The following is a 26,618-nucleotide window of genomic DNA, read 5'->3' on the forward strand; positions in this document are numbered from 1 at the left end:
GTCCCCTTGCCGATGCCGATGACGATGTCGATTGCGACACCAGAGTACGGGGCGAGGGCGGGCACGGTGGGTCAGCCGGTCAAAGCCAGTGGCCTTCCCTGTGACACGGGTTGGGTGGCGTCGAGGTGTGCCCAGACGATCAGCCGGTGACTGTGACCCCACTCCGGCTCGCATGTGGTCAGGGTGAGATAGCGTCCCGGGCCGCGGAAGCCGGATTTCCTCGGTATCGGGTCGATCACCCCGATATCACCCGGAAGCGTGGTATAGGGCCGGTTGTCTATGCGGTACGTGAACCAGGTCGTCCCGTCGGTCAGCACCACGGCATCGCCCGGGCGGAGGCGCGGGAAGTCCTTGAACGGGTCGCCGTAGGTGCGGCGGTGGCCGGCTACGGCGAAGTTGCCGGTCCCGCCGAGCCGCGCGGTGCGGTCGTAGTGCCCGAGGCCCCGCTTGAGGAGATCGGTTCCGGTGCCTTCCAGGACGGGCTTGGCCCAGTCCGCCCCGAACCGGGGGATGTACATGACGGCGAAGGAGGCGCCGGGTTCATAGCGGCGGGGCGGGGCGGAAGGCGCAGAAGAAGGAGAAGAGGGATACGCCCCGGGAGATTCGGGAGACGCGGGAGACGGGGTGCTGTCGCCAGGGGCGGGCCCGCTGTCCGGGGCCGGCTCCCCATCGGGGGCGGCGGCCGGCCCGGCCGACCACCGCTGCTGGAGCCGGTCGATCTCGCCGTCCATGGCGCTGTCGGCCCGCAGGCCGGTCCAGAAGACGAGATAGCCGACGAAGAGGAGCAGCAGCGCGCCGGTGGTGACACAGACCTCACTGAGCGTCCGTACGATCCACCGCACCGTCGCCCGGCCCGGCGGCGCCATCCGCCTCCGCGACGGCCTCCGGCTCAGCAGCGACATCCGCCCCGCCCTCCCGCCGCCCCGCGGCAGGAGCTAAGGCCGCCGGACAGGCTGTGCGTCGTGGAGGTCCACTGTGCCGGAGTAGCCGGGAAGAGTCACCGCCTCGTGCTGGTCGACTTTCCAGCCCAGTCCGTAGGCGTTCACGTACTGCAGATAGTTCTGGATCGCGGGGGAGGCGGTGAGCGCGCGGTTCAGGGTGTCTCGGTTGCCGACCGCGGTGACCTTGTACGGCGGGGAGTAGACCCGGCCCTGGAGGATCAGGGTGTTGCCGACGCAGCGCACCGCGCTGGTGGAGATCAGCCGCTGGTCCATGACCATGATGCCTTTGGCGCCGCCCTGCCACAGGGCGTTCACCACGGCCTGGAGGTCCTGCTGGTGGATGACCAGGTCGTTGGGCTGCGGCTCGGGCACCCCGGGGATCTTGGCGGTGGCGTTCGGCGGGGCGTCGGTGAGCGTGACCGTCACGCCCTGGCCGGACAGCGGCTCGGTACCGGCGCTCTTCTCCAGAGCCTTGAGCTTGGCCTCCTCGGCCTTGGTGCCGCGGTTGTCGCGCTGCGCGAGGGCGTCGACCTCCTCGCGCAGGGTGGCGTTGCGGTCGTTCTGGGCACCGTTCTTCTGGCTGCGCTCCTGGATGAGGTCGGAGAGCCGGAGCATGGAGTCGTCGGAGCGCAGGTTGGTGCCGCGCGCGGTGTTGAAGCTGACCCAGAACAGCATCCCGGCGAGCGCGAAGACGGTCAGAGTGAGGAGCCGTGCGGGCCGCAGACGGGCGCGGAGTCTGCGGCCGGGGGAGTCAGCGGAATTGCTCAACGTACCCTTGCTCCTTACGACGCCGCGGAAGGACTACGCTAACGGACGCCCGGGTAAGGAGTCCGCTCCCCACCGCGTCCGCAGCCGGGGCGCACCTCGTACCTCCCCCCGAGCGGCCGGACCCCCCGGCCGCGCGCGACGTCGAGGGTGGGAGCAGCACATCGACAGGAGAGTTCCTCGTGCCGAAGTCACGGATCCGCAAGAAGGACGACTTCACGCCGCCGCCGGCGAAGACCACCAACCTGAAGATGAGCACAGGCCGTGGCTGGGTGGCACCGCTGATGCTGGCGATGTTCCTGATCGGGCTCGTGTGGATCGTGATGTTCTACGTGTCGGAGGGCGATCTTCCGATCTCGGCCCTGGGCAACTGGAACATCGTCTGCGGCTTCGGCTTCATCGCGGTCGGCTTCGGCGTCTCCACTCAGTGGAAATAGGGCACCCGACTCAGTCGAGGTAGGGCACCTGGTGGGCGGAGGGCAAGCCTTGCCCAAGACCATCCACACAGTTATCCACAGTCGGGGAAAACTTCAGAAGATCTGTGGATAACCTTCCGGAGGTTGACGCCGGTGTGACCGGCTGCACCCACTCGCAGCACTCCTCCTCCCCTGCCCTTCCAGCGGAAACAGCGGAAACGCCGGTCGGAACCGTCCTGGCGGGGAGTTCCGCACAGCATGCACAAGATCGGCCACGCACTGTGGACAACGTGACGGGACGGGCCCTCACCGCACCGGGAAGGGCCCTCACCGCACGGGGACGGGCCCTCGGCCCGGCCGGAATGCGTCTCTGACCGGACGACCGGACGGGCCCTTCAGCCCAGCAGCTGAAGGGTCCGTACCCACACCACCGCACCGATCGCGAGCAGCGCCACCGCGCAGGTGGCGGTCTGCACCAGCGCCCGGCGGTCACGCGGCGCGTGCACCATCCCGAACGCCACCGCGGCGCCCACGACGAGCCCGCCGACATGTGCCTGCCAGGCGATGTGCGGCCACAGGAAGGTGAAGGCCAGGTTGAGGCCGAGCAGGATCAGCACCGGCTTCATGTCGTAGTTCATCCGCCGCAGCAGCACCGCGGTGGCGCCCAGCAGCCCGAAGATCGCGCCGGAGGCGCCCAGCGAGGGCTGGTTCTGTGCGGCGAGCAGGTACGACAGGGCGCTGCCGCCCAGACCGGCGAGCATGTACAGCGCGATGAACCGCGCCCGGCCGAGCGCCGCCTCCAGGGGCGGCCCCAGCCACCACAGCGAGAGCATGTTGAACGCGATATGCGGGATCTCCGAGTGCAGGAACATCGCGGTCACCAGGCGGTACCACTCGCCCTCGGCGACCCCGACCAGCTGCAGGCTGCCGGGGTCGAACGCGCGCCCCAGCATGTCGAGGTGGCTGATCAGCGGGCTGGTGCTCGCACCGGTCGCCAGGACGGCGACGAAGACGGCGGCGTTGATACCCAGCAGGATCTTGGTGACCAGCCGGGGATCGGCCGCGATGGCGCCGCCGGCGATCGTGCGCGGCGCCGTCGCCCGCGGCGCATGACCGGTGCCGCTGCCGCCGCGTACGCAGTCCGGGCACTGGAAGCCGACCGAGGCGCTCACCATGCACTCGGGGCAGATCGGCCGGTCGCAGCGTGTGCAGCTGATGCCGGTCCGCTGGTCGGGGTGGCGGTAACAGCCCGGCGGGCCGTCCCCGCCCCGCACGTTCCGCGGCTCCTGCGGGCTTCCTGGCACCTGGTCGTCCATCGATCCCCTCGTCCTCATCAGCGTCCGGACGTCGGACGTCCGCTGCCGCCCGTCTCCCGGCCAACGCCCCTCAACGAGCTTCGCGCCCCGCCTTGGCTATACGACCGGGCGGGGCGCAAAGGTTCCCCGGAGCCCTCCGGGGAAAGAGGCCGCTCAGCCTTCGCGGGTCTCGATGACCACCGACTCGATGACGACGTCGTTCACCGGACGGTCGGTGCGCGGGTTGGTCTGGGTGGCGGCGATGGCGTCCACGACCTTCTTGCCCGCGTCGTTGGTGACCTCACCGAAGATGGTGTGCTTGCCGGTCAGCCACGCGGTCGGCGAGACGGTGATGAAGAACTGCGAGCCGTTGGTGCCCGGGCCGGCGTTGGCCATGGCCAGCAGGTACGGCTTGTTGAAGGCCAGGTCCGGGTGGAACTCGTCCTTGAACTCGTAGCCCGGGCCGCCGGTGCCGTTGCCCAGCGGGTCACCGCCCTGGATCATGAAGCCGCTGATCACACGGTGGAAGACCGTGCCGTCGTACAGCTTGTCCGTGGACTTCTTACCGGTCGCCGGGTGGGTCCACTCGCGCTCGCCCTTGGCGAGCTCGACGAAGTTCTTCACCGTCGTCGGTGCGTGGTTCGGCAGAAGCCGAATCTCGATGTCGCCCTGGTTCGTCTTCAGGGTGGCGTAGAGCTGCTCAGCCACGATCAACCTTCCATAAGTCTTCGCTGACGATCCCCGATCCTCGCATGGACTCCTCTGGCCGTCGCCCGGCCACCACCGCCACCGGAACCTTCGCACTGATTTCTGGCCTCGTCTTCCGGCCGTGTCGTCCAGAGGAAGCTCAAGTCGGGTAAATATCCCGGTATATCCCTGATGACCCATATGCCTGCCCACGCATGCCGTACGCGCCGCGACCGGGCATGATCTCCAAACGGGTGGACAGGCGGCACAGCACACCTGTGCCACCAGGCCCCCAGGCCCCGGACACGCCACCGAGGAGGAGGATCCCGTGACCCGCAAGGACAGCGTGCGCGCCGCGACCGGTACGGCCAAGGACAGCGTGCGGCACGCCGCGGAGGTGGTGGCTCCGTATGCCGGTACGGCCAGGGACACCGCCGTGCACTACGCCCACGAGGCCCGTAGTCGCATGGCGCCGAAGGTGGCCGAGGCCGCCCATCAGGCCCGCGCGCAGTACGACGCGCATCTGCAGCCGCGTATCGAGCACGCCCGTGGCGCACTGCCGCCCAAGGTCGACGCCGCGGCGACCCGGGCGGCCTGCCGTACCCGCAGCGCGGCCCGGCACGCGGCCGAGTACACCGCACCCAGGCTGGAGCACGCGGTGAGCAGCGCCCGGGCCGCGGCCGAGCCGGTACGCGAGGAAGCGCTCGCCCGTGGCAGCGCCGCGCTCGCAGCCCTCCGCGGTCAGGTGACGACCGCCGAGATCGACAAGCTCCACAAGAAACACTGCCGCCGGGCCAAGTGCGGCAAGCTCGCCAAGCGCCTCGCGGTCCTGGGTGTCCTGGCCGGCGGGGCGGTCGCCGCCTGGAAGTGGTGGGACAAGCAGGCCAATCCCGACTGGCTGGTCGAACCGCCGGCCCCCACCGAGGTCGGCGAACGCCGGCTGAGCGCCGTCGACGGCAGCCAGGGCGCCGCTCCCGATACCGGAACCGGACCTCAGCAGTCCGACCGGGACTCCGGCGAACACGGCGGCGGGACCACGGCCTGACGCGGACCACCTGCTCGCCGCGAGGAGGACGGAGGCGACGGCACCGATGCGGCAGACATTCCACGGCAGGGCAGGGAACCGCCCCACCCGAGGTACTGAGTTCCCGAGTTGCCGCGTGTTCCCTGCCGTCCGTCACGTTCCCGCTGTGCGAGACATCAGCTCAGAAACCACTTGAGGGTGTCGCCGAACAGCGTCACCGCAAGGTTGACCCACTTGTCCACGTCCGCACACCTCCTTCCGTCACCAGTTCCCTGCGCATTCCCTTACGAGTGCGGGGACTTGACTGCCGGCGCCGGGCCGGTCCCCGTCGCGTTCAGGACTTAGCTGATGCCCCACTTGACGAGGTCGGACAGGAGGGTGGATGCGAGCTGGAGGAGGCTGGAAAGCATCTCCGGACACCTTTCTTTCTGAGTGAGCACCGGAAGTCACCGGCCGGCTACCGGGATTTGCAGCGCTTTGCTGACGAACTGATCTTGTCCGGGAGGGTTGATGCGGTGCATCCGCACAAGTCCGCAACGTTGTTGCGGGTTATCCGCAGACGGTTGAAATTTGATTTACCGTGCGGATAACGCCGGTTCCCTTCGTTGCCCTTGGTTGACAAAACCGGCCGGGCCGTCGGATGGTGATCACCCCTGTGAGGGGGTGACGGGCAGTCGCGTTTTCCCGCGACTTCTGGAGAGGCACTGGCGATGGACGAACCACTACGCCCCCTACGCGTGGTCCTGGTCGACGACCATCCGACCGTACGCGCCGGGACCCGGACGCTCCTGGAGCCGGAGGGCTTCGTCGTAGTGGGAGAAGCCGCCTGCGCACGTACCGCGGTCGTCGTCGCGGCCCATCAGCACCCCGATCTGCTGATGCTGGACATGAGGCTGGAATCCGGATCAGCGCTCGATGCGATTCCCGACCTCCTGTCGGCCGCGCCCGGGGTACGGATTCTGGTGCAGAGCATGTACGCGGAACCCGCACTCGTCCGCGCGGCATTGTCCGCGGGCGCATCGGGCTACCTGCTGAAGAGCACGCCGGTTGCCGAACTCATCGCGGCGGCCAGGACGGTGGCGACCGGCGGGAAGTATGTACAGCCGTCACTGGGAGTCGGCCTGGCGCACGCGGTACGGCAGGAGAAGGAACTCCCCTTGCGGGAACGGCAGGTTCTCGGTCTGCTGGCCGACGGCCACACCAATCGTGAGGTGGCAAAGCGGCTGGCGGTCAGCGTCCGTACGGTCGAGAGCGTCCGAGCCGCTCTCCGCGCCCGGCTGGGCCTCGCCACCAGGGCCGATCTCGTCGCCTATGCCCGGCGGCACCACTCCGCCCAGGTGTGAATTCCTCCAGAGACCCCCTTTCCCCTCACTCGGACCGCGCACCCGGAATTGCCACTGATAACGGTTTTCGATGTTACCGATTGCCGATTACTGATTGCCGATGGTCGATACCCGATGGCCGATGGCCGATTACCGGATACCGACTACCGAATTCCGGCACCCGCCCCTCCCTCCACCCCCTCCCCGGCACCCACCACCCCGCACCCACTTTCCGCGCGCCCCCGATATCCGAGAACCCTTCACCTGAACGTTCCTCAGAAGTTATCGGGCGGCAATTTGGGCGTTTTGGGGTGTAAATTCCGTGTAGTTGACAAAGACTGCCGTGCGTCAGATGGTAAGTACAGGCATATGGCATATGGGCATATGGGGGAGTGCGCGCATTTGCAGGTGAATCACGTGTGAATTCCTCAAGGGGAGGCGGCCGATGGGCGGAAGCACTGCGCGGACCGTGCTGGGCCGGCTGCAGGCACTGGGGCTCGCCCGCGCCCTCTGCCTGGGATTGATCGCGCTCGGTACGGCCACCTACGCCTCGGAGTTCTTCGAACTTGAACCGTTGCCGTACCGCACAGTGGCGGCGATGGCCGTGGTCTCCGCCATCGGGGGGCTGGTTCTCCCGCCCGGCACAGCGCACCAGGTCCGCTGGCTGCTGGTCCTGGTGTCCGGCAGCTTCATGGTCGTCGCCCTGAGCCCCCGGCTGTCCGCACGGACCGGACACCTGATCCTCGCGTTCCTGCTGGCGGGGGCCCTGTGCTCGGTGGTGGTCTGGTCCAGGCCGAAGACCCGGGTCGAACGGGAGAAGCTCCAGGCACTCATCAGCGGGCAGGAACACTACGCCGCGCTGATGGCGGGGGAGTTGCACGACGAGGTGCTGCAACTCCTCGCGCTGACAAGGCGGCAGCTCGACGCGGCCCGGGCCAAGGAGGATCCCGGTGCCTGGTACGAGGCCGTCGATCTGGCGGTACGGAGGCTCGACGAGCAGGAATCCGTACTGCGCGGCGTGATCGCCAGCCTGCACCCGGTGGCCCTGCGCGGAACGGGCCTGACCGCGACGGTCCGTTCGCTCGCCGACCGTGTGGCCGCCGACAGCGGGCTGACGGTGCGTGTGCACGTCCAGGGTGATCCCCTCGACGAACCGAAGGCCGGCGACGGGGTGGCCCAGACCGCCTACCGCATCGTCCAGGAGTCCCTCAGCAATGTGGTGAAGCACGCGGACGCCCGGCACACCAGAGTGACCCTGGTCTACCGGCGCGGCTGCGTGAGTGTCACCGTCGCCGACGACGGACGCGGCATTCCACGGAACTCGCGGCTGATCGAGTCGGGCTACGGGATTCCGGGCATGCACTGGCGTTGCGAGGCGTACGGCGGCACCCTCTCGGTACTTTCCCCGGGCACCGGCCTGGGAACCGTCGTCCGCGCCACCCTCCCCCTCGCCCTCCCCCTGGAGCCGCGCCGCGCAGAAGGCCGCGGCCGCCATCCCTCCCAGCGCGGATAGAGCCCCTATGCCCTCCTTATGACCTGGAGAGGGCTAATTCAAGCCAAAAGAAGCATGGTGTCCGGGATCACAGCTCCGTAAGCTGTCGCATTCTTTATACCGCCCGTTCGGTTTTGTCTTGACGTTCATGATCGAAGGTGAGAAGCTGTCACAGTCTGTGCATAGGACACTGAAGTATTGAAGTAGCGTCAAAAACACACTGCGTACGTAGCGTTAGCATCCGTGGTGGCACTCATCACGGATCGGGGGATGGGACGCTGTCGATGTGCTTCCTTACCCCCTGCCGGGCTGAGATCCAGCCGATGGCAGGTACGGCTCTACAAGCGCCAGCGGGGATGGGAAAACCGGTGCTGATCAATGTTCTTGGCCCTATGGGCGTCGAACACGGGGGAAAGACCTACCGGATCCGGGCGAAGAAAGTTCGCACGCTGTTGACCGTTCTGGCACTCCACGCTGGACGGACGGTTTCCTGGGACACGCTGGTCAGTGAGTTATGGGCCGACAAGGACCTGGCGAACAGCAGAAATGCGTTGCACGCAAACGCGGCGCGGTTGAGAAAGCTGCTGGAGAGCTGGGACCTGGAAGGGCATCCCGATGAGCTGGTTCTCACCGCCAACAACAGCTATCTGCTGAATCTTCCGCAGGACGCCACGGACGCCGCGCGATTCCTGCGGTTGGCGGGCCGTGGTGCGGAGCTGCTGCGTACGGATCCGGAACGCGCCGGGGAAGTGCTGAACGAGGCATTGAGCCTCTGGCGCGGGCCCGCGCTGCTGGACGCCGGCGAGGGTCTGCTCTGCCGCTCGACGGCCGCGCAGCTGGAGGAGCGGCTGATGACGCTCCGTGAAGACCTGGTGATGGTCAAGCTGCACACGGGCGGTGAGCGCGAAGCGATCGCCGACCTCCAGGAACTGGTCGTGGCCCATCCGGGACGCGAGCGGTTCAGCGAGCAGTTGATGATCGCCCTGTACCGCTGCGGCCGGCAGAGCGAGGCCCTCGACACCTACCAGCGCACCCGCGCCTGGCTCCGGAGCGAACTCGGCCTGGACGTCGGGCGGTCACTGCGCGAGCTGTACCAGTCGGTCCTCGCCCAGGACCCGGTGCTGGACGCCCGGACGTAGGCCGTACCACAGTCGTAACCACACCCACAGCCGTAGCCACACTCACAGGCGTAGCCACACTCTTCGATCAGAGGGACGACGCGGTGCTCAACAGAGGTCGCAAGACCTGCCGTTGAGCACCGCGTCGCCTTCTCCACAGTGCGCCGCACAGTGCTCTTCTTCGCTCTTCTTCGCTCTTCTACACGTTGCGGTACGCGCGCAGGCTCAGCGGAACACACACCGCCAGCAGCACGGCAAGCGTGCCGGCCGTGACCAGTACCGGGTGGTCGGCGGGGAAGCCCGTACCGGTGACGACCGGATTGCCCCACAGCTGCCGGCAGGCCGTGACCACCGAGCTGACCGGGTTCCACTCGGCCAGCGGCCGGATCCACGAGGGCAGGCCCTGGACCGAGAAGAAGGCGTTGGACAGGAACGAGAACGCCACCAGCACGATTGCGCCCACCGAGTCGATGGTCTCCGGGGAGCGCAGGAGCAGGCCGATCAGCACGCCCACCCACAGCATGGTGTAGATGAACGCCAGGATCAGCGCGAAACCGCCCGCCACCGACAGCGGGTCCGCGTGCGGTCGCCAGCCGACCACCAGGCCGACCAGCATCACCACGGCCAGGCCGAGGGCGGAGACGATCAGGTCGGAGAGGGTCTGCCCGGCCAGCACCGCCGTACGGGAGATGGGCAGCGAGCGGAAGCGGTCCACGAGTCCGCCGCGCATGTCCATGGCCACGCCGATGGCGGTGGGCCCGATGCCGGCCAGTCCCACCTGCACGGCCACCCCGGCCATCAGGTACTCCTGGTAGTCGCCGCTGCCCGGCACCGAGATGGAGTTGCGGAAGAGGTAGCCCACCGCGATCAGCAGCACCAGCGGGTTCATCACGATGCCGAGGAACTTTCCCGGCGCCCGTCGCAGATGGAGCAGGCGCCGCCCGGCCAGAGCGGCCGTGTCGGCCAGGCCCGCGGCGATGCCGCCGGGCGGGGCGGTCACCACGCCGAGTTCACTCATGGACAGCAGCCTTCGGCTCGTTGCGCTCGGTCAGTTGGAAGAACACGTCGTCGAGGGTGGGGCGCCGCAGCTCGAAGTCGGTGACCTCCACGCCGGCGGAGCGCAGCGCGCCGGCGATGGCGGCGACGCTCGCCAGCCCGGAGTCGAGCGGGACGGTGAGGCGGGGGGTCCCGGTCTCCACCACCGGCTCCGCGGTGGTCAGACCGGAGAGGGCGGACACCGCGACCGGGAGGTGGTCGAGGTGCGCAACGGCCACCTCCAGGTGGTCGGTGCCGACCGTCCGCTTGAGCTGGGCGGGAGTGCCCGCGGCGATCACCTGGCCGCTGTCGATCACCACGATCTGATCGGCCAGCTGGTCCGCCTCCTCCAGGTACTGCGTCGTCAGCAGGACGGTGATGCCCTCGGCGACGAGTTCGCGCACCACCTTCCACAGCACCGTGCGACTGGTGGGGTCGAGCCCGGTGGTCGGCTCGTCCAGGAAGAGCACCGGTGGCCTGGCGATCAGGCAGGTGGCGAGGTCGAGCCGGCGGCGCATACCGCCGGAGTACGTGCCCACCGGACGGTCGGCCGCGGACTCCAGCTCGAACCGCGCCAGCAACTCGTCCGCGCGCCGCCGCGCCCCGCGCCGGCCCTGTCGCAGCAGTTTGCCGAGCAGGACCAGGTTCTCGCGGCCGGTGAGCAGTTCGTCCACGGCCGCGTACTGCCCGGCCAGGCCGATCCGCCGGCGTACCTCCCGGCTCTGGCGCACCACGTCGTACCCGGCGACGGTGGCGTGCCCGGCGTCCGGTGCCAGCAGGGTGGACAGGACCCGTACGGTCGTCGTCTTGCCCGCCCCGTTGGGACCCAGTACGCCCAGCACCGAGCCCGCGGCCACCGACAGGTCGATCCCGCGGAGAGCGTGGTGGCCCTTGTAGCGCTTGTGCAGCCCTTCCGCGTAGACCGCGGTGTCCGCCCCCATGGCCGTCAGCTGCCGGAGTGTGCGGCCAGGCTCTTGGGCCGCATGTCGGTCCAGTCGCGCTCGACGGCGGCCAGCGCCTCGGCGCGCGGGCGCGCTTCGAGGGTCACCGTCCAGCCGGCCGGCACCTCGGCGAAGGTGGGCCAGATGCTGTGCTGGCCCTCGGCGTTGACCAGGACGTGGAAGGTGCCTTCTTCGTTGTCGAACGGGTTGGCCATGAGAGTTCTCCTTGTGATCGGTCGGGTCGTACCCGAGGTTCCGTCGGGTCGTACCCGGAAGGTCGTGGTCGGTGGCTCAGCCGTGCAGGCGGTCCAGTTCGGCGGCGACCGCGCGGCCGATGGCGGCCTGCGGCCCGGAATGCATCATGAACTCGTGGCCGCAGGGCACCGGGTGGACGGTGGGCTCACTGTCGGTGTGCCCCTTCCACCGGCCCGGTTGCGCGGCGCGCTCCGCCGGCGTCAGCCCGAGGTCCGCGACGAACAGGTGCATCGGGGCCCGGACGCGTCCGGGCGTGTGCTCCCGGACGAGACGGACGTGGTTGCGCATCACGTCCACGAGCCGGGGGACGTCCACGTCACCCAGGGGGCTGTCGGCGCGGCGCAGGGCGTCGCGCACCATCTGGGCCGTCGGTTCGGCCGCGTCGTCACCGCGCTCCAGACCGCAGTATTCGAGTACCGCGGTCAGCAGCATGCCGTCCGTGGGCACCGGGTCGGTGAGGTCGGCGGGGTAGCCGTCCAGGTTGGCGAGCAGGGCCACTTCCTCCCCCGCGCGCTCCAGCTGGACGGCCATCTCGTGGACGACCACACCGCCGAAGGACCACCCGAGCAGGTGGTACGGCCCGGTCGGCTGGATCTCCTTGAGACGCGCGATGTACTCGGCCGCGACCTGCCCGATGCTCTCCGGCAGCGGCCCCGGGCCGGTGACGGCCGGCGACTGGAGCCCGTGGACCGGGTGCCGGTCGCCGAGGTGCGCGGCCAGGCCGAGGTAAGGCAGGGCGAAGCCCATACCGCCGTGGACACAGAACAGCGGCGGGCGGTCCCCGGTGGCGCGCAGCGGAAGGACCGGTCCGAACGGGTCGAGCGGCGCGGTGCCTTCGGAGTGGTCGTCGAGGCGCTGCCGTACGCGGTCCAGGAACGTCGTCCCCGCCACCCGGTCGGCGTGCTCCAGCGCCGCGGCCAGGGCCTCGACGCTCTTGTGCCTGAAGACATCGGACAGCGCGAGGTCGAGTCCCGCCTTCCGGGCCCGGCCGACGAGCTGCACGGAGCGGATGCTGTCGCCGCCCAGCTCGAAGAAGTCCGCCTCGGCGCCGACCCGGGGCAGGCCCAGGACCTCGGTGAACACCTGGCACAGCAGCGTCTCGTGGGCCGTGCGCGGGTCCCGGCCGAGGGCGGCCGGTTCGGCCGGGTCCAGGGCGGGCAGGGCCTTGCGGTCCACCTTGCCGTTGGGGGTCAGGGGCAGCGCGTCCAGTGCCACGAAGGCGCTGGGGACCATGTAGTCGGGCAGCAGCCCGGACAGGTGCTCACGCAGGGTGGTCGCGGACACCGGCGCATCCTCGGGCACGACGTACGCGGCCAGCCGGCGGTCGCCGGGCCGGTCCTCCCGTACGTCGGCGACCGCTTGGGCGACGCCCGGGTGGGCGGCCAGCGCGCTCTCGATCTCGCCGAGTTCGATACGGAAACCGCGGAGCTTGACCTGGTGGTCGACGCGGCCGGCGTAGACGAGCCGGCCGTCCGCGGTCCAGCGCGCCAGGTCGCCGGTGCGGTACATCCGCGCGCCCGCCGGTCCGAACGGGTCGGCGGTGAACCGCTCGGCGGTGAGGCCGGGGCGGCCGAGGTAGCCGCGGGCCAACTGCGCGCCGGCCAGGTACAGTTCGCCGGTCACGCCGGGCGGCACCGGCTGCAGTCGCGCGTCCAGCACGTAGGCGCGGGTGTTGTCCAGCGGGCGGCCGATCGGCGGCCTGCCCTCACCGGTCAGCGGGTCGCTCGCGGTGGCGCAGACGGTGGACTCGGTGGGCCCGTAGCAGTTGTGCAGCGCCCGGCCGGCCGACCAGCGGGCCGCGACCTCGGCGGGCAGCGCCTCGCCCGCGGTGATCAGGGTCAGGGTGTCCGGCAGGGTGATGTCCTCCGGGAAGGCGGCCAGGACGACGGGCGGCAGGACGGCGAGGTTCACGCCGTGCCGCACGATCAGATCGGCCAGCGGCTCCCCGGGGCCCCGGCTCTCCGGTGTGGCCAGGACGAGGGTGCCGCCGGACAGCAGCCCCATCGCCAGCTCGGCGCAGGCCGCGTCGAAGCTGGACGAGGCGAACTGCAGGACGCGGGAGTGCGGGCCGAGCGAGAAGCGGCGCACATGGTCGGCCGCGAGGGCGGCGAACCCGGCGTGCTCGATCACCACGCCCTTGGGGCGGCCGGTGGAGCCCGAGGTGTAGATGACGTACGCGGCGTCGCGGCCCGTGAGCGGGCGCGTGCGGTCGGCGTCGGCCGGGTCGGCCTCCGGGTGGCCGGCCGCGATCCGGGCGCCCGGCTCCGTACCGTCGCCGAGTTCGATCACCCGGGCGTCGGTTCCCGCCAGCAGGCCCGCCGTGCCCGGCGCGGCCAGGACGCAGACCGGTGCCGCGTCCTCCACCATGTACGCGAGGCGGTCGGCCGGGTAGTCCGGGGCGAGGGGGAGGAAGGCGGCGCCGGACTTCAGCACGGCCAGGGTCGCGACGATCATGTCCACCGACCGCGGCAGCATCAGGCCGACGAACCGGCCGGGGCCGGCGCCGTGCCCGACGAGCTGCCGGGCCAGCCGGTCGGCGCGGGCGTTGAGCTCCCCGTACGACAGCGACTCGTCGCGGAAGACGACCGCCTCGTGGTCCGGCTGCCGGGCGGCGTGCTCCTCGAAGATCCGGTCCACGGTCAGCGGCGGGACGTCGGCGGTGGCGCCGTTCCACTCGGTGACCAGGCGCCGGCGCTCCCCGTCGCCGAGGACGTCGATACCGCTCAGCGGCGTCTTCGGGGCGGCGGCCGCGGACCGCAGGACGCGGGAGAAGCGGTCGGCGAGCTGCCGGACCGTCTCCGGCCGGAAGAGCCGGGTGCTGTACTCGACCACCAGGTCGATGCCGCCGAACTCCCCCTCGGCGCCGCCGGAGCGCTCGGTGAGCTGGAACGCCAGGTCGAACTTGGCGGTGGCGCTGCCGACGGGCTCCGTCTCCGCCGACAGACCGGGCAGTTCGAGCCGGGCGTCCGCGGTGTTCTGGAACGCCAGCATGACCTGGAAGAGCGGCTGCCGGGCCAGCGAGCGGACCGGGTTGCAGACCTCGACCAGCCGCTCGAAGGGCAGGTCCTGGTTCTCGTAGGCGGCCAGGTCCGTTTCCCGTACGCGGCGCAGCAGTTCGGCGAAGGTGGGGTCGCCGGAGGTGTCGGTGCGCAGGACGAGGGTGTTGGTGAAGAAGCCCACGAGGTCGTCCAGCGCCTCGTCGGTGCGGCCCGCGATCGGGCTGCCGAGGGGGATGTCCTCCCCCGCGCCCATCCGCGTCAGCAGCGCGGCCAGCGCGGCCTGGACGACCATGAACAGGCTCACGCCGTGGGCGCGGGCCAGCTCCGCCAGGGCGCGGTGCAGATCGGGTCCGAGGAGGGCGGCGTGCTCCGCGCCCTCGTGGCCGGCGACCGCGGGCCGGGCGAAGTCGGCGGGCAGCTCGATCTCCTCCGGCAGGCCCGCGAGGGCGGCCTTCCAGTAGGCGAGCTGGCGGGCGGCGGGGCTCTCCGGGTCGTCCTCCTCACCGAGCACCGCACGCTGCCACAGCGCGTAGTCCGCGTACTGCACGGGGAGTTCCGACCACTGCGGAGGCGTGCCGTCCCGGCGCGCGGCGTAGGCCCGTGCGAGGTCGTCGGCGAGCGGTGTCAGCGACCAGCCGTCGCCCGCGATGTGGTGCAGGACGAGCAGCAGTACGTGCCGGTCGGCGCCGAGAGTGAACAGTTCGGCGCGCAGCGGGATCTCGCACGAGAGGTCGAAGCCGCGCGCCGCGGCCGCGGCCAGCTCGGCGCCCAGCCGGTCCTCGTCGGTGCTGCTCTCCCGCAGCGCGAACGCCGTCTCGTCCCGCGGCAGTACGTGCTGGCGCGGTGTGCCGTCACGGTCGGGGAAGACCGTGCGCAGGCTCTCGTGGCGGCCGACGAGGTCGCGCAGCGCGTCGCCGAGCGCCGCCTTGTCGAGGTCGCCGGTCAGCCGCAGGCCGAGGGAGATGTTGTACGTGCCGTGGGCGCCGTCCAGCCGGTTGAGGAACCACAGGCGCAGCTGCGCGAAGGAGAGCGGTACGTCCTCGGGCCGGGTGCCGGGGCGCAGCGCGGGCCGGGCCGCCCCCGCGCGCGGCAGCCGTTCGGCGAGACCGGCGGGCGTACGGGCGTCGAACAGCGTGCGCACCGGGACCTCGGCCCCCAGGACGGTACGGATGCGGCTCACCACGCGGGCGGCGAGCAGCGAATGGCCGCCGTGTGCGAAGAAGTCGTCCTCGGGGCCGAACCGCGGCAGGTCCAGCACCTCCGCGAAGACCTGGCACAGGAGCTCTTCCTGTGGGCTGCGCACGGCCCGGTCGGCCGCCTGCGGGCGCAGCTCGGGGTCCGGCAGCGCCTTGCGGTCCACCTTGCCGTTCGGGGTGAGCGGGAAGGCGTCGAGGGCGACGAAGGCGGCGGGAACCATGTACTCGGGCAGCAGCCCGAGCAGGTGCGCGCGGAGGGCGTCCGGGTCCGGGACGGTGGCGTCCTCGGCGGGCGTCAGGTAGCCGACGAGCAGCTGCTCCCCCGACTGCTGCGCGCGCACGGTCACCACGGCCTGGGCGATGTCCGGATGGCCGCCCAACGCGTTCTCGATCTCGCCGAGTTCGATGCGGAACCCGCGGATCTTGACCTGGTGGTCGGAGCGTCCGATGTACTCCACCTGGCCGTCGGCGCCCCGGCGGACCAGGTCGCCGGTGCGGTACATCCGCTCGCCGGACGGGGAGGACGGGTCGGCGACGAAGCGTTCGGCGGTCAGCCCCGGCCGGTTCAGGTAGCCGCGGGCGAGCCCGGCACCGGCGATGTACAGCTCGCCGACGACGCCCGGCGCGACCGGCCGCAGCCAGTCGTCCAGGATGTGCAGCCGGGTGTGGGCCACCGGGCGGCCGATGGCGGGGGTGCCCGGACGGACGCCGTCGAGCGCCGGTGCGGCGGTGGACCAGATGGTGGTCTCGGTCGGTCCGTACAGATTGGTGATGCTCGCGGTCGCCGTGCGCAGCTCCTCGCCGAGCGGCTCGCTCAGCGCCTCGCCGCCGGTGAAGCCGCGGACCCCGCCGAGCGCCTCGGGGGCGGCGGTGACCAGGGCCTGCCACAGGCTGGGCGTGGCCTGGAGGACGGTGGCACCGGTGGCGGTGATCATCCGGCCCAGGGCGGCCGGGTCCCGTACGGTCTCCCGGTCGGCGATGACCAGCCGCGCGCCGCCCGCCAGCGGGCAGAACAGTTCGGTATTGGCGATGTCGAAGCCGAAGGTGGTGACGGCCAGCAGGCTCTCACCGCGCTCCAGTGCGTACCGCCGCCGGGTGTCCGCCACGATGTTGGCGAACCCGCCCCGGGTGACCACGACGCCCTTGGGACGGCCGGTGGAGCCGGAGGTGAACAGGATGTACGCGGCGTCGTCGGCGGTGAGCGGGCGCGCCCGGTCGGCGTCGGTGAGGTCGGTGCCGGGGAGGCCGGCGAGCAGCTCCTCGGCCCCGTCCTCGTCCATGATCCAGCTCGCCGCCCCGCAGGCCGGCAGCGCGCCGTCGGTGGCCCGCGTGGTCAGGGCCAGGACCGGCCGGGTGTCCTCCAGGACGACCGTGTTGCGCTCGGCCGGGTGGTCCGGGTCGATGGGCAGGTAGGCCGCGCCGGACTTGAGCACCGCCAGGGCCGCCACGACCAGGTCGGCGGAGCGGGGCAGGGCGATGGCGACGGTACGGCCGGGGGCCGCGCCCCGTGCGACGAGCGCGCGCGCCAGGCGGTTGGCCCGGGTGTTCAGCTCCCGGTACGTCAGGGAGGTCTCCCCGCACACGACGGCGATGTCGTCCGGCAGTTCCCGGACGCGCTCCTCGACGGCCTCGGTCACGGGACGGTACGCGACCGTGGTGACTCCCTCGTCGACGGCCTGCCGGGCCTCCTCGTCCTCCAGGACCGAGATCCGGGCGAGCGGCTGCTCCGGGTCGGCGGCGACGGCGGCGAGGACGCGCAGCAGGCGGCGCCCGAACAGCTCGGCGTCGGCGGCCTCGTACAGGTCCGGTGCGTAGTCGAAGCGCAGGTCGAGGCGGCCACCGGGGCCGGGCAGCACGGCGAGGGCCAGGGGGTAGTGGGTGACGGAGCGGATGGCGGCGTCGGCGACGCGCAGCCCCGGCAGCGACGCGGCCAGCCCGTCCTCGTCCATCGGGTAGCTCTGGAACAGCATCACGGTGTCGAAGAGTTCGCCGATGCCCGCCTGCCGCTGGATGTCGGCGAGCCCGACGTGCTCGTACGGCATCAGTCCGGACTGCCGCTCCTGGACGTCGGCGAGCAGCGCGGCGACCGACTGGCCGGGGCGGGCCGTCACCCGTACCGGGACCGTGTTGGCGAACAGGCCCACCATCGTCTCGACGCCGGGGAGTTCGGCGGGCCGGCCGGCCGTGACCGTGCCGAAAACCACGTCCGTACGGCCGGTGAGGGCGCCCAGGACGAGGGCCCAGGCGCTCTGGAAGACGGTGTTGAGGGTGACGCCGAGGCTGCGGGCGCGGGCCGCCAGGTCCGCCGCCAGCCGCTCGGGCACGTTCATGACCAGCGACTGCGGCAGCGCCGGGACGCGATCGGCCGCGGGCGCCAGACGGGTGGGCTCGGTCAGTCCGGCGAGCGCGTCCCGCCACGCGGTGTGCGCGGCATCGGCGTCCTGGGCCGCGAGCCAGGCCAGGTAGGAGCGGTACGGGGCCACCGGGGGCAGCCCGGCGTCGGCTTCCCGCCCGCCGTGCGCGTACAGGGTGAACAGGTCCTGGATGAGCATCGGCAGCGACCAGCCGTCGCACAGGCTGTGGTGCAGGGTCCAGATGAAGGTGTGCCGCTGCTCGGCCTGGCGTACGAGCACGAAGCGCATCAGCGGTGGCCGGGCGAGGTCGAAGCGGCCCCGCCGCTCCTCGTCGGCCAGCTCGCGCAGCTGCCCGGCGTCGGCGCCCGGCAGCTCCCGCTCGCTCCACGGGAGCGTGACCTCGTGCGGCACCAGCTGTACGGGGTCACCGGTCGCGCGGCGGCGGAAGCAGGCCCGCAGGTTGGGGTGCCGGTTCAGCAGACCGGCGCAGGCGGCGCGCAGCGCGCCGGCATCCAGCGGTCCGTCGAGTTCGACGGAGAGCTGCAGCGAGTACGCGTCCGCGCTCTGCGGGTCGTACTCGGAGAGGAAGAGCAGCCCCTTCTGCAGCGGCGCCAATGGCAGCACATCGCTGATGCCCGAACGCTTCATGGCGCCTTTCTCCTTCTCCTTCCCCGAGTTGACGGGGTTCTTCGCCGAACTGACCGGCGGTTTCGCCGAGTTGACCGGATTCCTGGGTTGCATCGCGTTCACTGGAAGTCACCGAATTCCATGTCGAACTCGTCGAGTTCGTCGTCCGACAGCGCGACCAGCGGCGTGTCGGGAGCCGCCGGCTGGTACGCGGGCGGCGCGTCGGGTGCTGCCTGCGCGGTGGCAGCGAGGGCGGCAGGAGTTTTGTGGAGAAAGATGTCCCGCGGGGTGAGGGTGAGGCCCGCTTTGCGGGCGCGGCCGACGAGCTGGATGGAGCTGATGCTGTCGCCGCCGAGCATGAAGAAGTCGGCGTCGGCGCTCACCTCGGGGAGGTTGAGCACCTCGGCGAACGCCGCGCACAGGACCTCCTCCTGCGGGGTACGCGGCGCACGGCCCGCGGTGGCGGCGGCCAGGTCGGGAGCCGTGAGCGCCTTGCGGTCCACCTTGCCGTTGGCGGTGAGCGGCAGGGCGTCGAGGGTGAGGTAGTCGGTGGGGATCATGTACGGCGGCAGCGTGTGCTGCAGCGCGTCGCGTACCTGCGCGGGGTCCACCGCGCCGACGAGGTGGCCGATGAGGCGCTTGTGGCCCGCGGTGTCGGTGTGTACGTGTGCGGCGGCGTCGGTGATGCCCTCGACGGCGCGGAGGGCGGCTTCGATCTCGCCGAGTTCGATGCGCCGGCCGCGGATCTTGACCTGGTGGTCGCGCCGTTCGAGGAATTCGAGCTGGCCGTCGGGGCGGTAGACGACGTGATCGCCGGTACGGTACATGCGGTGGCCGGGCGGGCCGTAGGGGTCGGCGGTGAAGGTGGCCGCGGTGCGGGCGGGGTCGCCCAGGTATCCGCGTCCGACGCCGGTGCCGGCTACGTACAGTTCGCCGGGTACGCCGACGGGGACCGGGCGCAGCGCGTCGTCGAGGACGTACAGGCGGGTGTTGCGGACGACGCGTCCGATGGGGACGCGGCTGCCGAATGCGCTGTCCGGGTGCAGGACGGCGTGGGTGACGTCGTCGGAGCACTCGGTGGGGCCGTAGGCGTTGACGAGCGGGATGCCCGGGTAGCGGGCGAACCAGCGGTGGCAGACGTCGGCGGGTAGCGCTTCGCCGGTGACGACGAGGTGGCGGAGTGCGGGCAGGGCGGGGAAGTCGCCGGTGGTCTCCCAGGCGTCGAGTGCGGCGCGCAGGAGGGACGGGACGACTTCGAGGACGGTGACGCCCTCGGCCGGGGCGAGCGCGAAGAGGGCGTCGGGGTCCGCGGCGGTGGTGCGGTCGACGGTGCGGGTGGTGCCACCGGCGACGAGCGCGGCGAGCATCTGCCACACCGAGATGTCGAAGGTCACCGGCGCGTTGTGCACCAGCACCTCACCCTCGGCCATCTCCAGGTCCTCCACCTTGGCCAGCAGGTGGTTGACCATGCCGCGCCGGTGCACCATCGCGCCCTTCGGACGGCCCGTGGAACCCGAGGTGTAGATGACGTACGCGAGGTCGTCCTCGCCCCCGGCGAGCGGACGCGGTTCCCACGTCGGCGTGTGCGCGGCCGGCGGTGTCGCGTCGAGGACGACGACCCGGACACCGGCCCCGGCCGCCGCGCCGATCTCCGCGGCCTGGGCCGCGGTCTCCGGACCGGTGAGCAGGATGCCGGCCCCGCTGTCCGCCAGGAGTCCCGTCTGGCGGGCGAGGGGCGCATCGACGTCCAGCGGCAGCCATGCGCCACCGACGCCCAGGACGCCCAGCACGCCGGCCACGTAGGACACGCCGGGCTCGCCCAGCACCGCGACCAGCGAGCCGACACCGGCGCCCGCCTCCGCGAGCTGTTCCGCCACGCGGTCGGCCCACACCACCAACTCGCCATAGGAGACAGGGGTGTTGCCGTCCGTCACGGCCACCGCGTCGGGCCGGGTGACGGCGTGCTCCCGCACCCGTTCCACCACCCCGGCGAAGCCGCCCTCGCGCTCCGTCGCGTTCCACTCCACCAGCAGCTGCCGCGACTCCGCCTCGTCCACGAGTCCGAGGGCGGCCAGCGGACGGTCCGCGCCGGTGACGACCGACTGGAGCAGATGCAGCAGACGGTTGCCGAGACGTTCGACCGCGTCCCGGGCGAAGAGGTCGGGTGCGTAGTCGAAGCGCAGGTCGAGGCGGTGGCCGGCGCCCGGCAGGACCGCCAGGCTCAGCGGATAGTGCCGCCCGTCGCGGGCCTCGGCCTCCAGCAGCCGCAGACCGGTGGCGGAGGCGCGGACGCTCTCCTCGTCCAGGGGGAAGTTCTCGAAGAGCAGGACCGTGTCGAAGAGTTCGCCGAGGCCGACCCGGTTCTGGATCTCCGCCAGGCCGACGTGCTCGTACGGCATCAGGGCCGACTGCCGCTCCTGGAGACCGGCCAGCAGGTCCGCGAGGGTCTCCTCGGGCCGGGTGCGCACCCGCACCGGCACCGTGTTGAGGAACAGACCGATCATGCTCTCCACGCCCGGCACCTGCGCCGGGCGGCCGGAGGTCACCGCGCCGAAGACGATGTCGTCGCGGCCGGTGAGCGAACCCATCAGCAGCGCCCAGCAGCCCTGGAAGACGGTGTTCAGGGTCAGCCCGTGCGCACGCGCCCAGGCGGCCAGGTCGGTCACCAGGCGCTCGGGCACCGCCATGCCGACCGTGTCCGCGAGGACCGCGGCACGCTCGACACCCTCCGGAGCGACCAACGTCGGTCCCTCGACGCCGTGCAGCGCCGTCTGCCACTCCGCGAGCGCCGCCTCGGTGTCCTGGGCCGTCAGCCAGGCGAGGTAGTCGCGGTAGGGCACGGGTTCGGCCAGCGCGCCGGCGTCGCCCCCGTACAGCGTGAACAGCTCGCGCACCAGCAGCGGCATGGACCAGCCGTCCACCAGGCTGTGGTGGATCGTCCACAGGAAGTGGTGCCGGTCCGGGCCGGTGCGCGCCAGGACGAAGCGCATCATGGGCGCCGCGGCCGGGTCGGACAGGTCGAAGCGCAGGGCGCGTTCCGCGTCGGCCAGGCGGGCGACGGCATCGGCCGTCTCCGCCGGGGACGCCCCTCCGGCCGTCAGGTCCGCCTCCCGCCAGGGCACCCGCACCGTGTGCGGGATCAGCTGGACGGGAGCACCGGACTCGCGGTGGTGGAAGGACGCCCGCAGGTTGGGGTGCCGGTGCAGGAGTTCGGCGCAGGCGGCGCGGAGCGCGGCGGCGTCCACCTCTCCGCCGAGTTCCAGGCCGAGCTGGAGGACGTACGCGTCCACGCCGTCCGGCTCGTACTCGGACAGGAACAGCAGGCCCTTCTGGAGCGGCGCCAGCGGCAGGACGTCCGCCAGCCCCGTGGACGCCAACCGCGCCTCGTAGGAGTCGAGTTCCTCCTGGGACAGCGACACCAGCGGCAGGTCGGACGGTACCCGGCCGCCCGCGCCGGGCCGCGCCGCGTGGGCCACCAGCAGCTCCAGGGCGCGGAACCACGTCCGGGCGATGTCCTGCGCGTCCTCGTCGGCGAGGATCTCCCCGGCCCAGAGCCAGTCGGCGACCAGGTGGGGGCCGTCGGGGCGGTCCTCGGTCACCGGGGTGACCTCCAGGACGTGCTGGAGCGGCATGTCGGGGGCGGCGGCGGTGCCCACCGCGGCCCCGTCGCCGGCCAGCGACCAGTCGGCCGTGCCGGCGGCGCCGAACCGGCCCATGTAGTTGAAGCCGATCTGCGGGCGGGCGTGGCGGGCCAGGAGGGCGCTGGTCTGCGGGTTGAGGTAGCGCAGGAGGCCGTAGCCGATGCCGTGGTCCGGGATGGCCCGCAGCTGCTCCTTGATCCGTTTGAACGCGGCGCCGACGGCGTCACCGCCCGCCCAGACCTCGTCCCAGTCGAGGTCGCCGGGCGCGAGCCGCACCGGGAAGGCGCTGGTGAACCAGCCCACGGTGCGGGAGAGGTCGGTGTTGTCCACGACCTGTTCGCGGCCGTGCCCCTCGAGTTCGATCAGGGTGTCGGGGGAGCCGTCCGCGGCGGCCGTACGGCGGCGCCAGTCGGCCACCGCCAGCGCGAGCCCGGTCAGCAGCACGTCGTTGATCTCGGCGTGGAACGCCGGGGCGACCTCGGTCAGCAGCGCGCTGGTCTGCTCGGCCGGCAGCACGAGCCGCAGCCGGTGCGCGGTCGCGTAGGTGTCCCGCGCGGCGTCCAGACCCCGCGCGCCGGGCAGCGGCTCGGGGCCGCGCGCATGCTCGGTCCACAGCGGCAGCTCCGCGGTGCGGGCGGCGGTGCGCGCGTCGTCGGCCAGCAGCCGCGACCAGCTGCGGTACGAGGTGCCGACCGGGGCCAGGGCCGGCGTGCCGCCCGCCTCGACGGCCGACCAGGCCGCGGCGAGGTCGGGCAGCAGTACCCGCCAGGAGACCCCGTCCACGGCGAGGTGGTGCACCATCAGCAGCAGCCTACGGGGCTGCCCGGGACCGGCGTTCAGCAGGACGGCCTGGAGCAGGTCACCGGCGGTGGGGGCCAGACGCCGCTGCGCCAGGGCGGCCTGTTCGACGACCACCTCGTCCGGGTCCGCCCCGGCCGGCACCTCGGCCTCGTGCACCGCACCCGTCAGATCGACCGTGCCCCGCGGCCGGACGTTCAGCGTCCACAGGCCCTCCACCGGCACGTCCAGCTGCATGCGCAGCGCGTCGTGGCCGTCGACGACGGAGTACAGCGCGCGGGTCAGCCGCTCGGTGTCCACGTGGTCCGGCACCCGGACCACGACGTACTGGGCGAAGGAGCCGACCGGTCCGGCGACCGCGCCGCCGTCCTCCCGCAGCTGGTGGGCGATCGGCATGATCTCCAGCTCGCCGACCCCGTCGTCCGCGCCGACCACCGCGGCACCGGCCTGGGCGGCCTGGGCGGCGGTGGCGAGGGCGGCCGGGGTCTTGCGGAGGAACACGTCCCGGGGCGCGAACACCAGCCCCGCGCTACGGGCGCGGCTCACCACCTGGATGGCGCTGATGCTGTCCCCGCCGAGCGCGAAGAAGTCGTCATCGGCCGCGACCGACGGCAGGCTCAGCACCTCGGCGAACGCGGCGCACAGGATCTCCTCCTGCGGGGTGCGCGGCGCCCGGCCCGCGGTGGTGGCGGCCGCGTCGGGAGCCGTGAGCGCCTTGCGGTCGACCTTGCCGTTCGGGGTGAGCGGCAGGGCGTCCAGGATCACGAACTCGCCGGGGACCATGTACTCGGGAAGCACGAGCAGCAGATCGGCCCGCACCCGCTCGGGCGCGGCCGTGCCCACCAGATGGCCGATGAGACGCCGGCGGCCGGTGGCGGCGTCGGTGTGCACCTGCGCCGCGCCGTCGGTCACGCCGTCGACGTCCCGGAGCGCCGCCTCGATCTCCCCCAGCTCGATCCGGCGGCCCCGGATCTTGACCTGGTGGTCCCGGCGCTCCAGGAACTCCAGCTGGCCGTCCGGGCGGTAGACCACCCGGTCGCCGGTCCGGTACATCCGCTCGCCCACCGCCCCGAACGGGTCCGCGACGAACGTCGAGGCGGTACGCCCCGGATCACCGAGATAGCCGCGCCCGACGCCGGTGCCCGCCACATACAGCTCACCCGCGACGCCCACCGGCACCGGCCGCATGGCGTCGTCCAGCACGTACAGGCGCGTGTTGCGCACCACGCGGCCGATCGGCGCGCGCGTCCCCAGCTCGTCGTGGCCCTCCAGCACGGCGTGGGTGACGTCGTCCGAGCACTCGGTCGGGCCGTACGCGTTGACCAGCGGAACGCCCGGGTAACGGGCGAGCCAGCGGTGGCACACGTCCACCGGCAGCGCCTCACCCGTCACGACCAGGTACCGCAGCTTCGGCAGCGACGGGAAACCGCCCGCCGTCTCCCACGCGTCCAGCGCCGCGCGCAGCAGCGACGGCACGACCTCCAGGACCGTCACGCCCTCGTTGTCCGTCACCGCGAACAGCGCGTCCGGGTCGGCCGCCACCGTACGGTTCACGACGCGCGTCGTCCCCCCGGCCACCAGCGCGGCGAGCATCTGCCACACCGAGATGTCGAAGGTCACCGGCGCGTTGTGCACCAGCACCTCACCCTCGGCCATCTCCAGGTCCTCCACCTTGGCCAGCAGGTGGTTGACCATGCCGCGCCGGTGCACCATCGCGCCCTTCGGGCGGCCCGTGGAACCGGAGGTGTAGATCACGTACGCGAGGTCGTCCTCGTCGCCGCACACCGGGCCCAGGCCCTCGGCCCGGGTACCCACGGCCGGGAAGGGCGCGTCGAGGACGACGATCCGGACCTCGGAACCGGCCGCCGCCACGATCTCCTCGGCCCGCGCCCGCTCACCGGGCCCGGTCAACAGGATCCGCGCACCGCTGTCCGCCAGCAGCCCGGTCTGGCGGGCGATCGGCGCGTCCACGTCCAGCGGCAGCCAGGCGGCGCCGGCACCCAGCACACCGAGGACGCCGCCGACGTACCGCGCACCCGGCTCACCGAGCACCGCCACCAGCGACCCGACACCCGCACCGGCCGCCACCAGCCGCCCCGCGATCCCGTCGGCCCACACCGCCAGCGCCCCGTACGAGACCTGGACCTCGCCGTCCGCCACGGCCACCGCGTCCGGACGGGCGGCGGCGTGCTCCCGCACCCGCTCCACCACACCCGCGAAGCCGCCACCGCACTCGGTGTCGTTCCAGTCCACCAGCACCCGCCGCGACTCCGCCTCGGTCAGCACCCCCACGCCCGCCAGCGGCCGGTCGGCCGCCGCGTGCGAGAGGGCGTCGAGGAAGGCGGCGAAGCGGTCCCGGTGGGCTTCGAGGTCCTCGACCGCGTAGAGGTCGGGGTTCGCGTTGAGGTGGATCTCCACATCGTCGTCGCCCGACGAGTCGGAGACCGCGAACATGAAGTCGTTGACGATGCCGGTGGACAGGTTGGTGAGGGTGACCGCGCACGGGCCGAAGGCGAGTTCCGGCTCGGGCGGCAGGACGTTGACGAACGGACCGAACGGCCGCCGGTCGTCGACCCGCAGCCCCATGTCCCGGCGCACCCGGTCGCCCCGGTACCGCTGGTGGTTCAGCGTCCGCAGCAGCGCGTCGGCGACCGTGCGCAGCAGCTGTTCCAGCGTGGTGTCGGGCGCGACGGCGACGCGCAGCGGCAGGTAGTTGGCGACCATGCCGGGGACCGAGCGGCCGGCGGCGCTGGTGCGCGCGTTGACCGGCAGGGTCAGCAGGATCTCGTCGGCGCCGGTCATCCGCTGGGTGTACGCCGCGGCGGCGGCCATGACGAGCGTCGGCCAGGTCACCCGGGCGCGGCTCGCGGCGGCGCGCAGACGCCGCACGACCGGCTGCGGCAGGGTCGTGCTGCGGCGCAGGAAGCCCCGGGCCGGGGCCGGTTCGCGGCCGGAGAAGCTGACCGGGTCGGGGGCGTCGGCGTACGCACGGGCCCAGTACGCCCGGTCCCGCTCGGCGCGGCGCGAGGAGGCGTACGCGATCTCGTCGTCCACCAGCACCTTCAGCGGCGGCAGTTGACCGTCCTCGGTCGGCCGGCCCTCGTGCAGAGCGGTGTAGATCTCGGCCAGCCGCCGGTAGAACAGCGGGCGCACAAAGCTGTCACTGACGATGTGGTGCGCGCACAGGTAGAGGAAGGCGCGGTCCGGACCGAGGGTGAGCAGCGCGGCCCGCACGAGCGGGAAGGACGTCACCTCGATCGGGCGGTCCAGGTCCCGGCTCATCCAGGCGTGGGCGGCGGCCTCGGGGTCGTCCTCGGCGCTCAGGTCGACCGTGATGCAGGGCAGGGCCTCCAGGGGCTCGACCACCTGGCGCGGCTCGCCGTCCTCCTCGGTGAAGCGGACGCGGAAGCACTCGGCCTCGGTGAGGGCCAGGCCCAGCGCCGCTTCGAGGCGGGCGGGGTCCAGGGGACCTCGGATGTCGAAGTGGTCGGCCATGTTGTACGCGAGGTCGCCCTCGGCGAACTGCTCGTCGAACCAGATCTCGGTCTGTGCCGCGGTGAGCGGCAGACCCGGTTCGATACGTGCACTCATGACGACAGCCTCCTGGAGGTCCTGCGGGGAAGAGTTGGTGTTCAGCGGGCCGGCGGCCCAGGTCTGCGCGGTGGCCGGTGCCGTGCGGTGACGGGGACCCTCCGCGGTGCGCCGGGGCGGA

General features: G+C 71.9%; 14 protein-coding genes. 5 read left to right on the forward strand and 9 right to left on the reverse strand.

Going from position 1 to position 26,618, the window contains the following annotated elements; genetic code table 11:
- Positions 1-71: 71 nt before the first annotated feature.
- Together ACFY12_RS13985 and ACFY12_RS13990 are read right to left on the reverse strand one after the other, a co-directional pair.
- Positions 72-866 carry a class E sortase gene (locus tag ACFY12_RS13985; RefSeq protein WP_390716018.1) on the reverse strand — a complete coding sequence of 265 codons (795 nt, stop codon included), beginning with the start codon at positions 864-866 and terminating at the stop codon, positions 72-74.
- A 69-nt stretch (positions 867-935) separates the two neighbouring features.
- A complete protein-coding gene (locus ACFY12_RS13990) occupies positions 936-1,709 on the reverse strand; it encodes a DUF881 domain-containing protein (RefSeq protein WP_390716019.1) in 774 nt (257 codons plus the stop codon).
- A 179-nt stretch (positions 1,710-1,888) separates the two neighbouring features.
- Between ACFY12_RS13990 and crgA the strand changes: the two genes are divergently transcribed.
- A complete protein-coding gene (crgA, locus tag ACFY12_RS13995) occupies positions 1,889-2,143 on the forward strand; it encodes a cell division protein CrgA (RefSeq protein ID WP_390716020.1) in 255 nt (84 codons plus the stop codon).
- A 374-nt stretch (positions 2,144-2,517) separates the two neighbouring features.
- Here the strand turns inward: crgA and ACFY12_RS14000 are convergent, their stop codons facing one another.
- Both ACFY12_RS14000 and ACFY12_RS14005 read right to left on the reverse strand, forming a co-directional pair.
- On the reverse strand, positions 2,518-3,438 hold the full coding sequence (locus tag ACFY12_RS14000) for a rhomboid family intramembrane serine protease (RefSeq protein WP_390716021.1): 921 nt from the start codon (positions 3,436-3,438) through the stop codon (positions 2,518-2,520).
- Between the two features lie 153 nt (positions 3,439-3,591).
- Positions 3,592-4,125 (reverse strand): peptidylprolyl isomerase, encoded by a 534-nt coding sequence (locus ACFY12_RS14005; RefSeq protein ID WP_390716022.1) that lies wholly within the window; start codon positions 4,123-4,125, stop codon positions 3,592-3,594.
- Between the two features lie 307 nt (positions 4,126-4,432).
- Between ACFY12_RS14005 and ACFY12_RS14010 the strand changes: the two genes are divergently transcribed.
- The 4 genes from ACFY12_RS14010 (at position 4,433) to ACFY12_RS14025 (ending at position 9,081) form a co-directional block, all read left to right on the forward strand.
- Positions 4,433-5,149 carry a DUF5324 family protein gene (locus tag ACFY12_RS14010; protein WP_390716023.1) on the forward strand — a complete coding sequence of 239 codons (717 nt, stop codon included), beginning with the start codon at positions 4,433-4,435 and terminating at the stop codon, positions 5,147-5,149.
- Between the two features lie 689 nt (positions 5,150-5,838).
- On the forward strand, positions 5,839-6,471 hold the full coding sequence (locus ACFY12_RS14015) for a response regulator (protein ID WP_390716024.1): 633 nt from the start codon (positions 5,839-5,841) through the stop codon (positions 6,469-6,471).
- 424 nt (positions 6,472-6,895) lie between these two features.
- A complete protein-coding gene (locus ACFY12_RS14020; RefSeq protein ID WP_390716025.1) occupies positions 6,896-7,963 on the forward strand; it encodes a sensor histidine kinase in 1,068 nt (355 codons plus the stop codon).
- A 371-nt stretch (positions 7,964-8,334) separates the two neighbouring features.
- The gene (locus ACFY12_RS14025; protein WP_390716026.1) at positions 8,335-9,081 is read left to right on the forward strand and encodes a BTAD domain-containing putative transcriptional regulator; all 747 of its coding nucleotides are present in this window, start codon (positions 8,335-8,337) and stop codon (positions 9,079-9,081) included.
- Positions 9,082-9,259: 178 nt separating this feature from the next.
- On the opposite strand, the gene ACFY12_RS14030 is transcribed toward ACFY12_RS14025, so the two are convergent.
- The 5 genes from ACFY12_RS14030 to ACFY12_RS14050 all read right to left on the reverse strand — a co-directional run bounded on the left by ACFY12_RS14030 (position 9,260) and on the right by ACFY12_RS14050 (position 26,497).
- Complete coding sequence (locus tag ACFY12_RS14030) at positions 9,260-10,078, reverse strand: ABC transporter permease (RefSeq protein ID WP_390716027.1); 819 nt, start codon at positions 10,076-10,078, stop codon at positions 9,260-9,262.
- Positions 10,071-11,036: an ATP-binding cassette domain-containing protein gene (locus tag ACFY12_RS14035; RefSeq protein WP_390716028.1), complete on the reverse strand. Its 966-nt coding sequence runs from the start codon at positions 11,034-11,036 to the stop codon at positions 10,071-10,073. The genes ACFY12_RS14030 and ACFY12_RS14035 overlap by 8 nt, the downstream gene beginning before the upstream one ends.
- Positions 11,037-11,041: 5 nt before the next feature.
- Entirely contained in the window at positions 11,042-11,251 is a 210-nt protein-coding gene (locus ACFY12_RS14040; RefSeq protein ID WP_390716029.1) for an MbtH family protein, read from the reverse strand.
- Between the two features lie 76 nt (positions 11,252-11,327).
- The gene (locus tag ACFY12_RS14045) at positions 11,328-18,488 is read right to left on the reverse strand and encodes an amino acid adenylation domain-containing protein (RefSeq protein ID WP_390716030.1); all 7,161 of its coding nucleotides are present in this window, start codon (positions 18,486-18,488) and stop codon (positions 11,328-11,330) included.
- Positions 18,489-18,586: 98 nt separating this feature from the next.
- The gene (locus tag ACFY12_RS14050; RefSeq protein ID WP_390716031.1) at positions 18,587-26,497 is read right to left on the reverse strand and encodes an amino acid adenylation domain-containing protein; all 7,911 of its coding nucleotides are present in this window, start codon (positions 26,495-26,497) and stop codon (positions 18,587-18,589) included.
- Between the last annotated feature and the right edge of the window lie 121 nt (positions 26,498-26,618).

This window comes from Streptomyces sp. NPDC001339 (genome assembly GCF_042895955.1).
GTDB lineage: Bacteria > Actinomycetota > Actinomycetes > Streptomycetales > Streptomycetaceae > Streptomyces.

Coding starts and splice junctions, on each gene's coding strand:
- ACFY12_RS14020 (WP_390716025.1), top strand. CDS start 6,896: ATGGGCGGAAGCACTGCGCGGACCGTGCTGGGCCGGCTGCAGGCACTG.
- ACFY12_RS14050 (WP_390716031.1), bottom strand. CDS start 26,497: ATGAGTGCACGTATCGAACCGGGTCTGCCGCTCACCGCGGCACAGACC.
- ACFY12_RS14035 (WP_390716028.1), bottom strand. CDS start 11,036: ATGGGGGCGGACACCGCGGTCTACGCGGAAGGGCTGCACAAGCGCTAC.
- ACFY12_RS14015 (WP_390716024.1), top strand. CDS start 5,839: ATGGACGAACCACTACGCCCCCTACGCGTGGTCCTGGTCGACGACCAT.
- ACFY12_RS13985 (WP_390716018.1), bottom strand. CDS start 866: ATGGCGCCGCCGGGCCGGGCGACGGTGCGGTGGATCGTACGGACGCTC.
- ACFY12_RS14025 (WP_390716026.1), top strand. CDS start 8,335: ATGGGCGTCGAACACGGGGGAAAGACCTACCGGATCCGGGCGAAGAAA.
- ACFY12_RS14040 (WP_390716029.1), bottom strand. CDS start 11,251: ATGGCCAACCCGTTCGACAACGAAGAAGGCACCTTCCACGTCCTGGTC.
- ACFY12_RS14000 (WP_390716021.1), bottom strand. CDS start 3,438: ATGGACGACCAGGTGCCAGGAAGCCCGCAGGAGCCGCGGAACGTGCGG.
- ACFY12_RS14045 (WP_390716030.1), bottom strand. CDS start 18,488: ATGAAGCGTTCGGGCATCAGCGATGTGCTGCCATTGGCGCCGCTGCAG.
- ACFY12_RS14030 (WP_390716027.1), bottom strand. CDS start 10,078: ATGAGTGAACTCGGCGTGGTGACCGCCCCGCCCGGCGGCATCGCCGCG.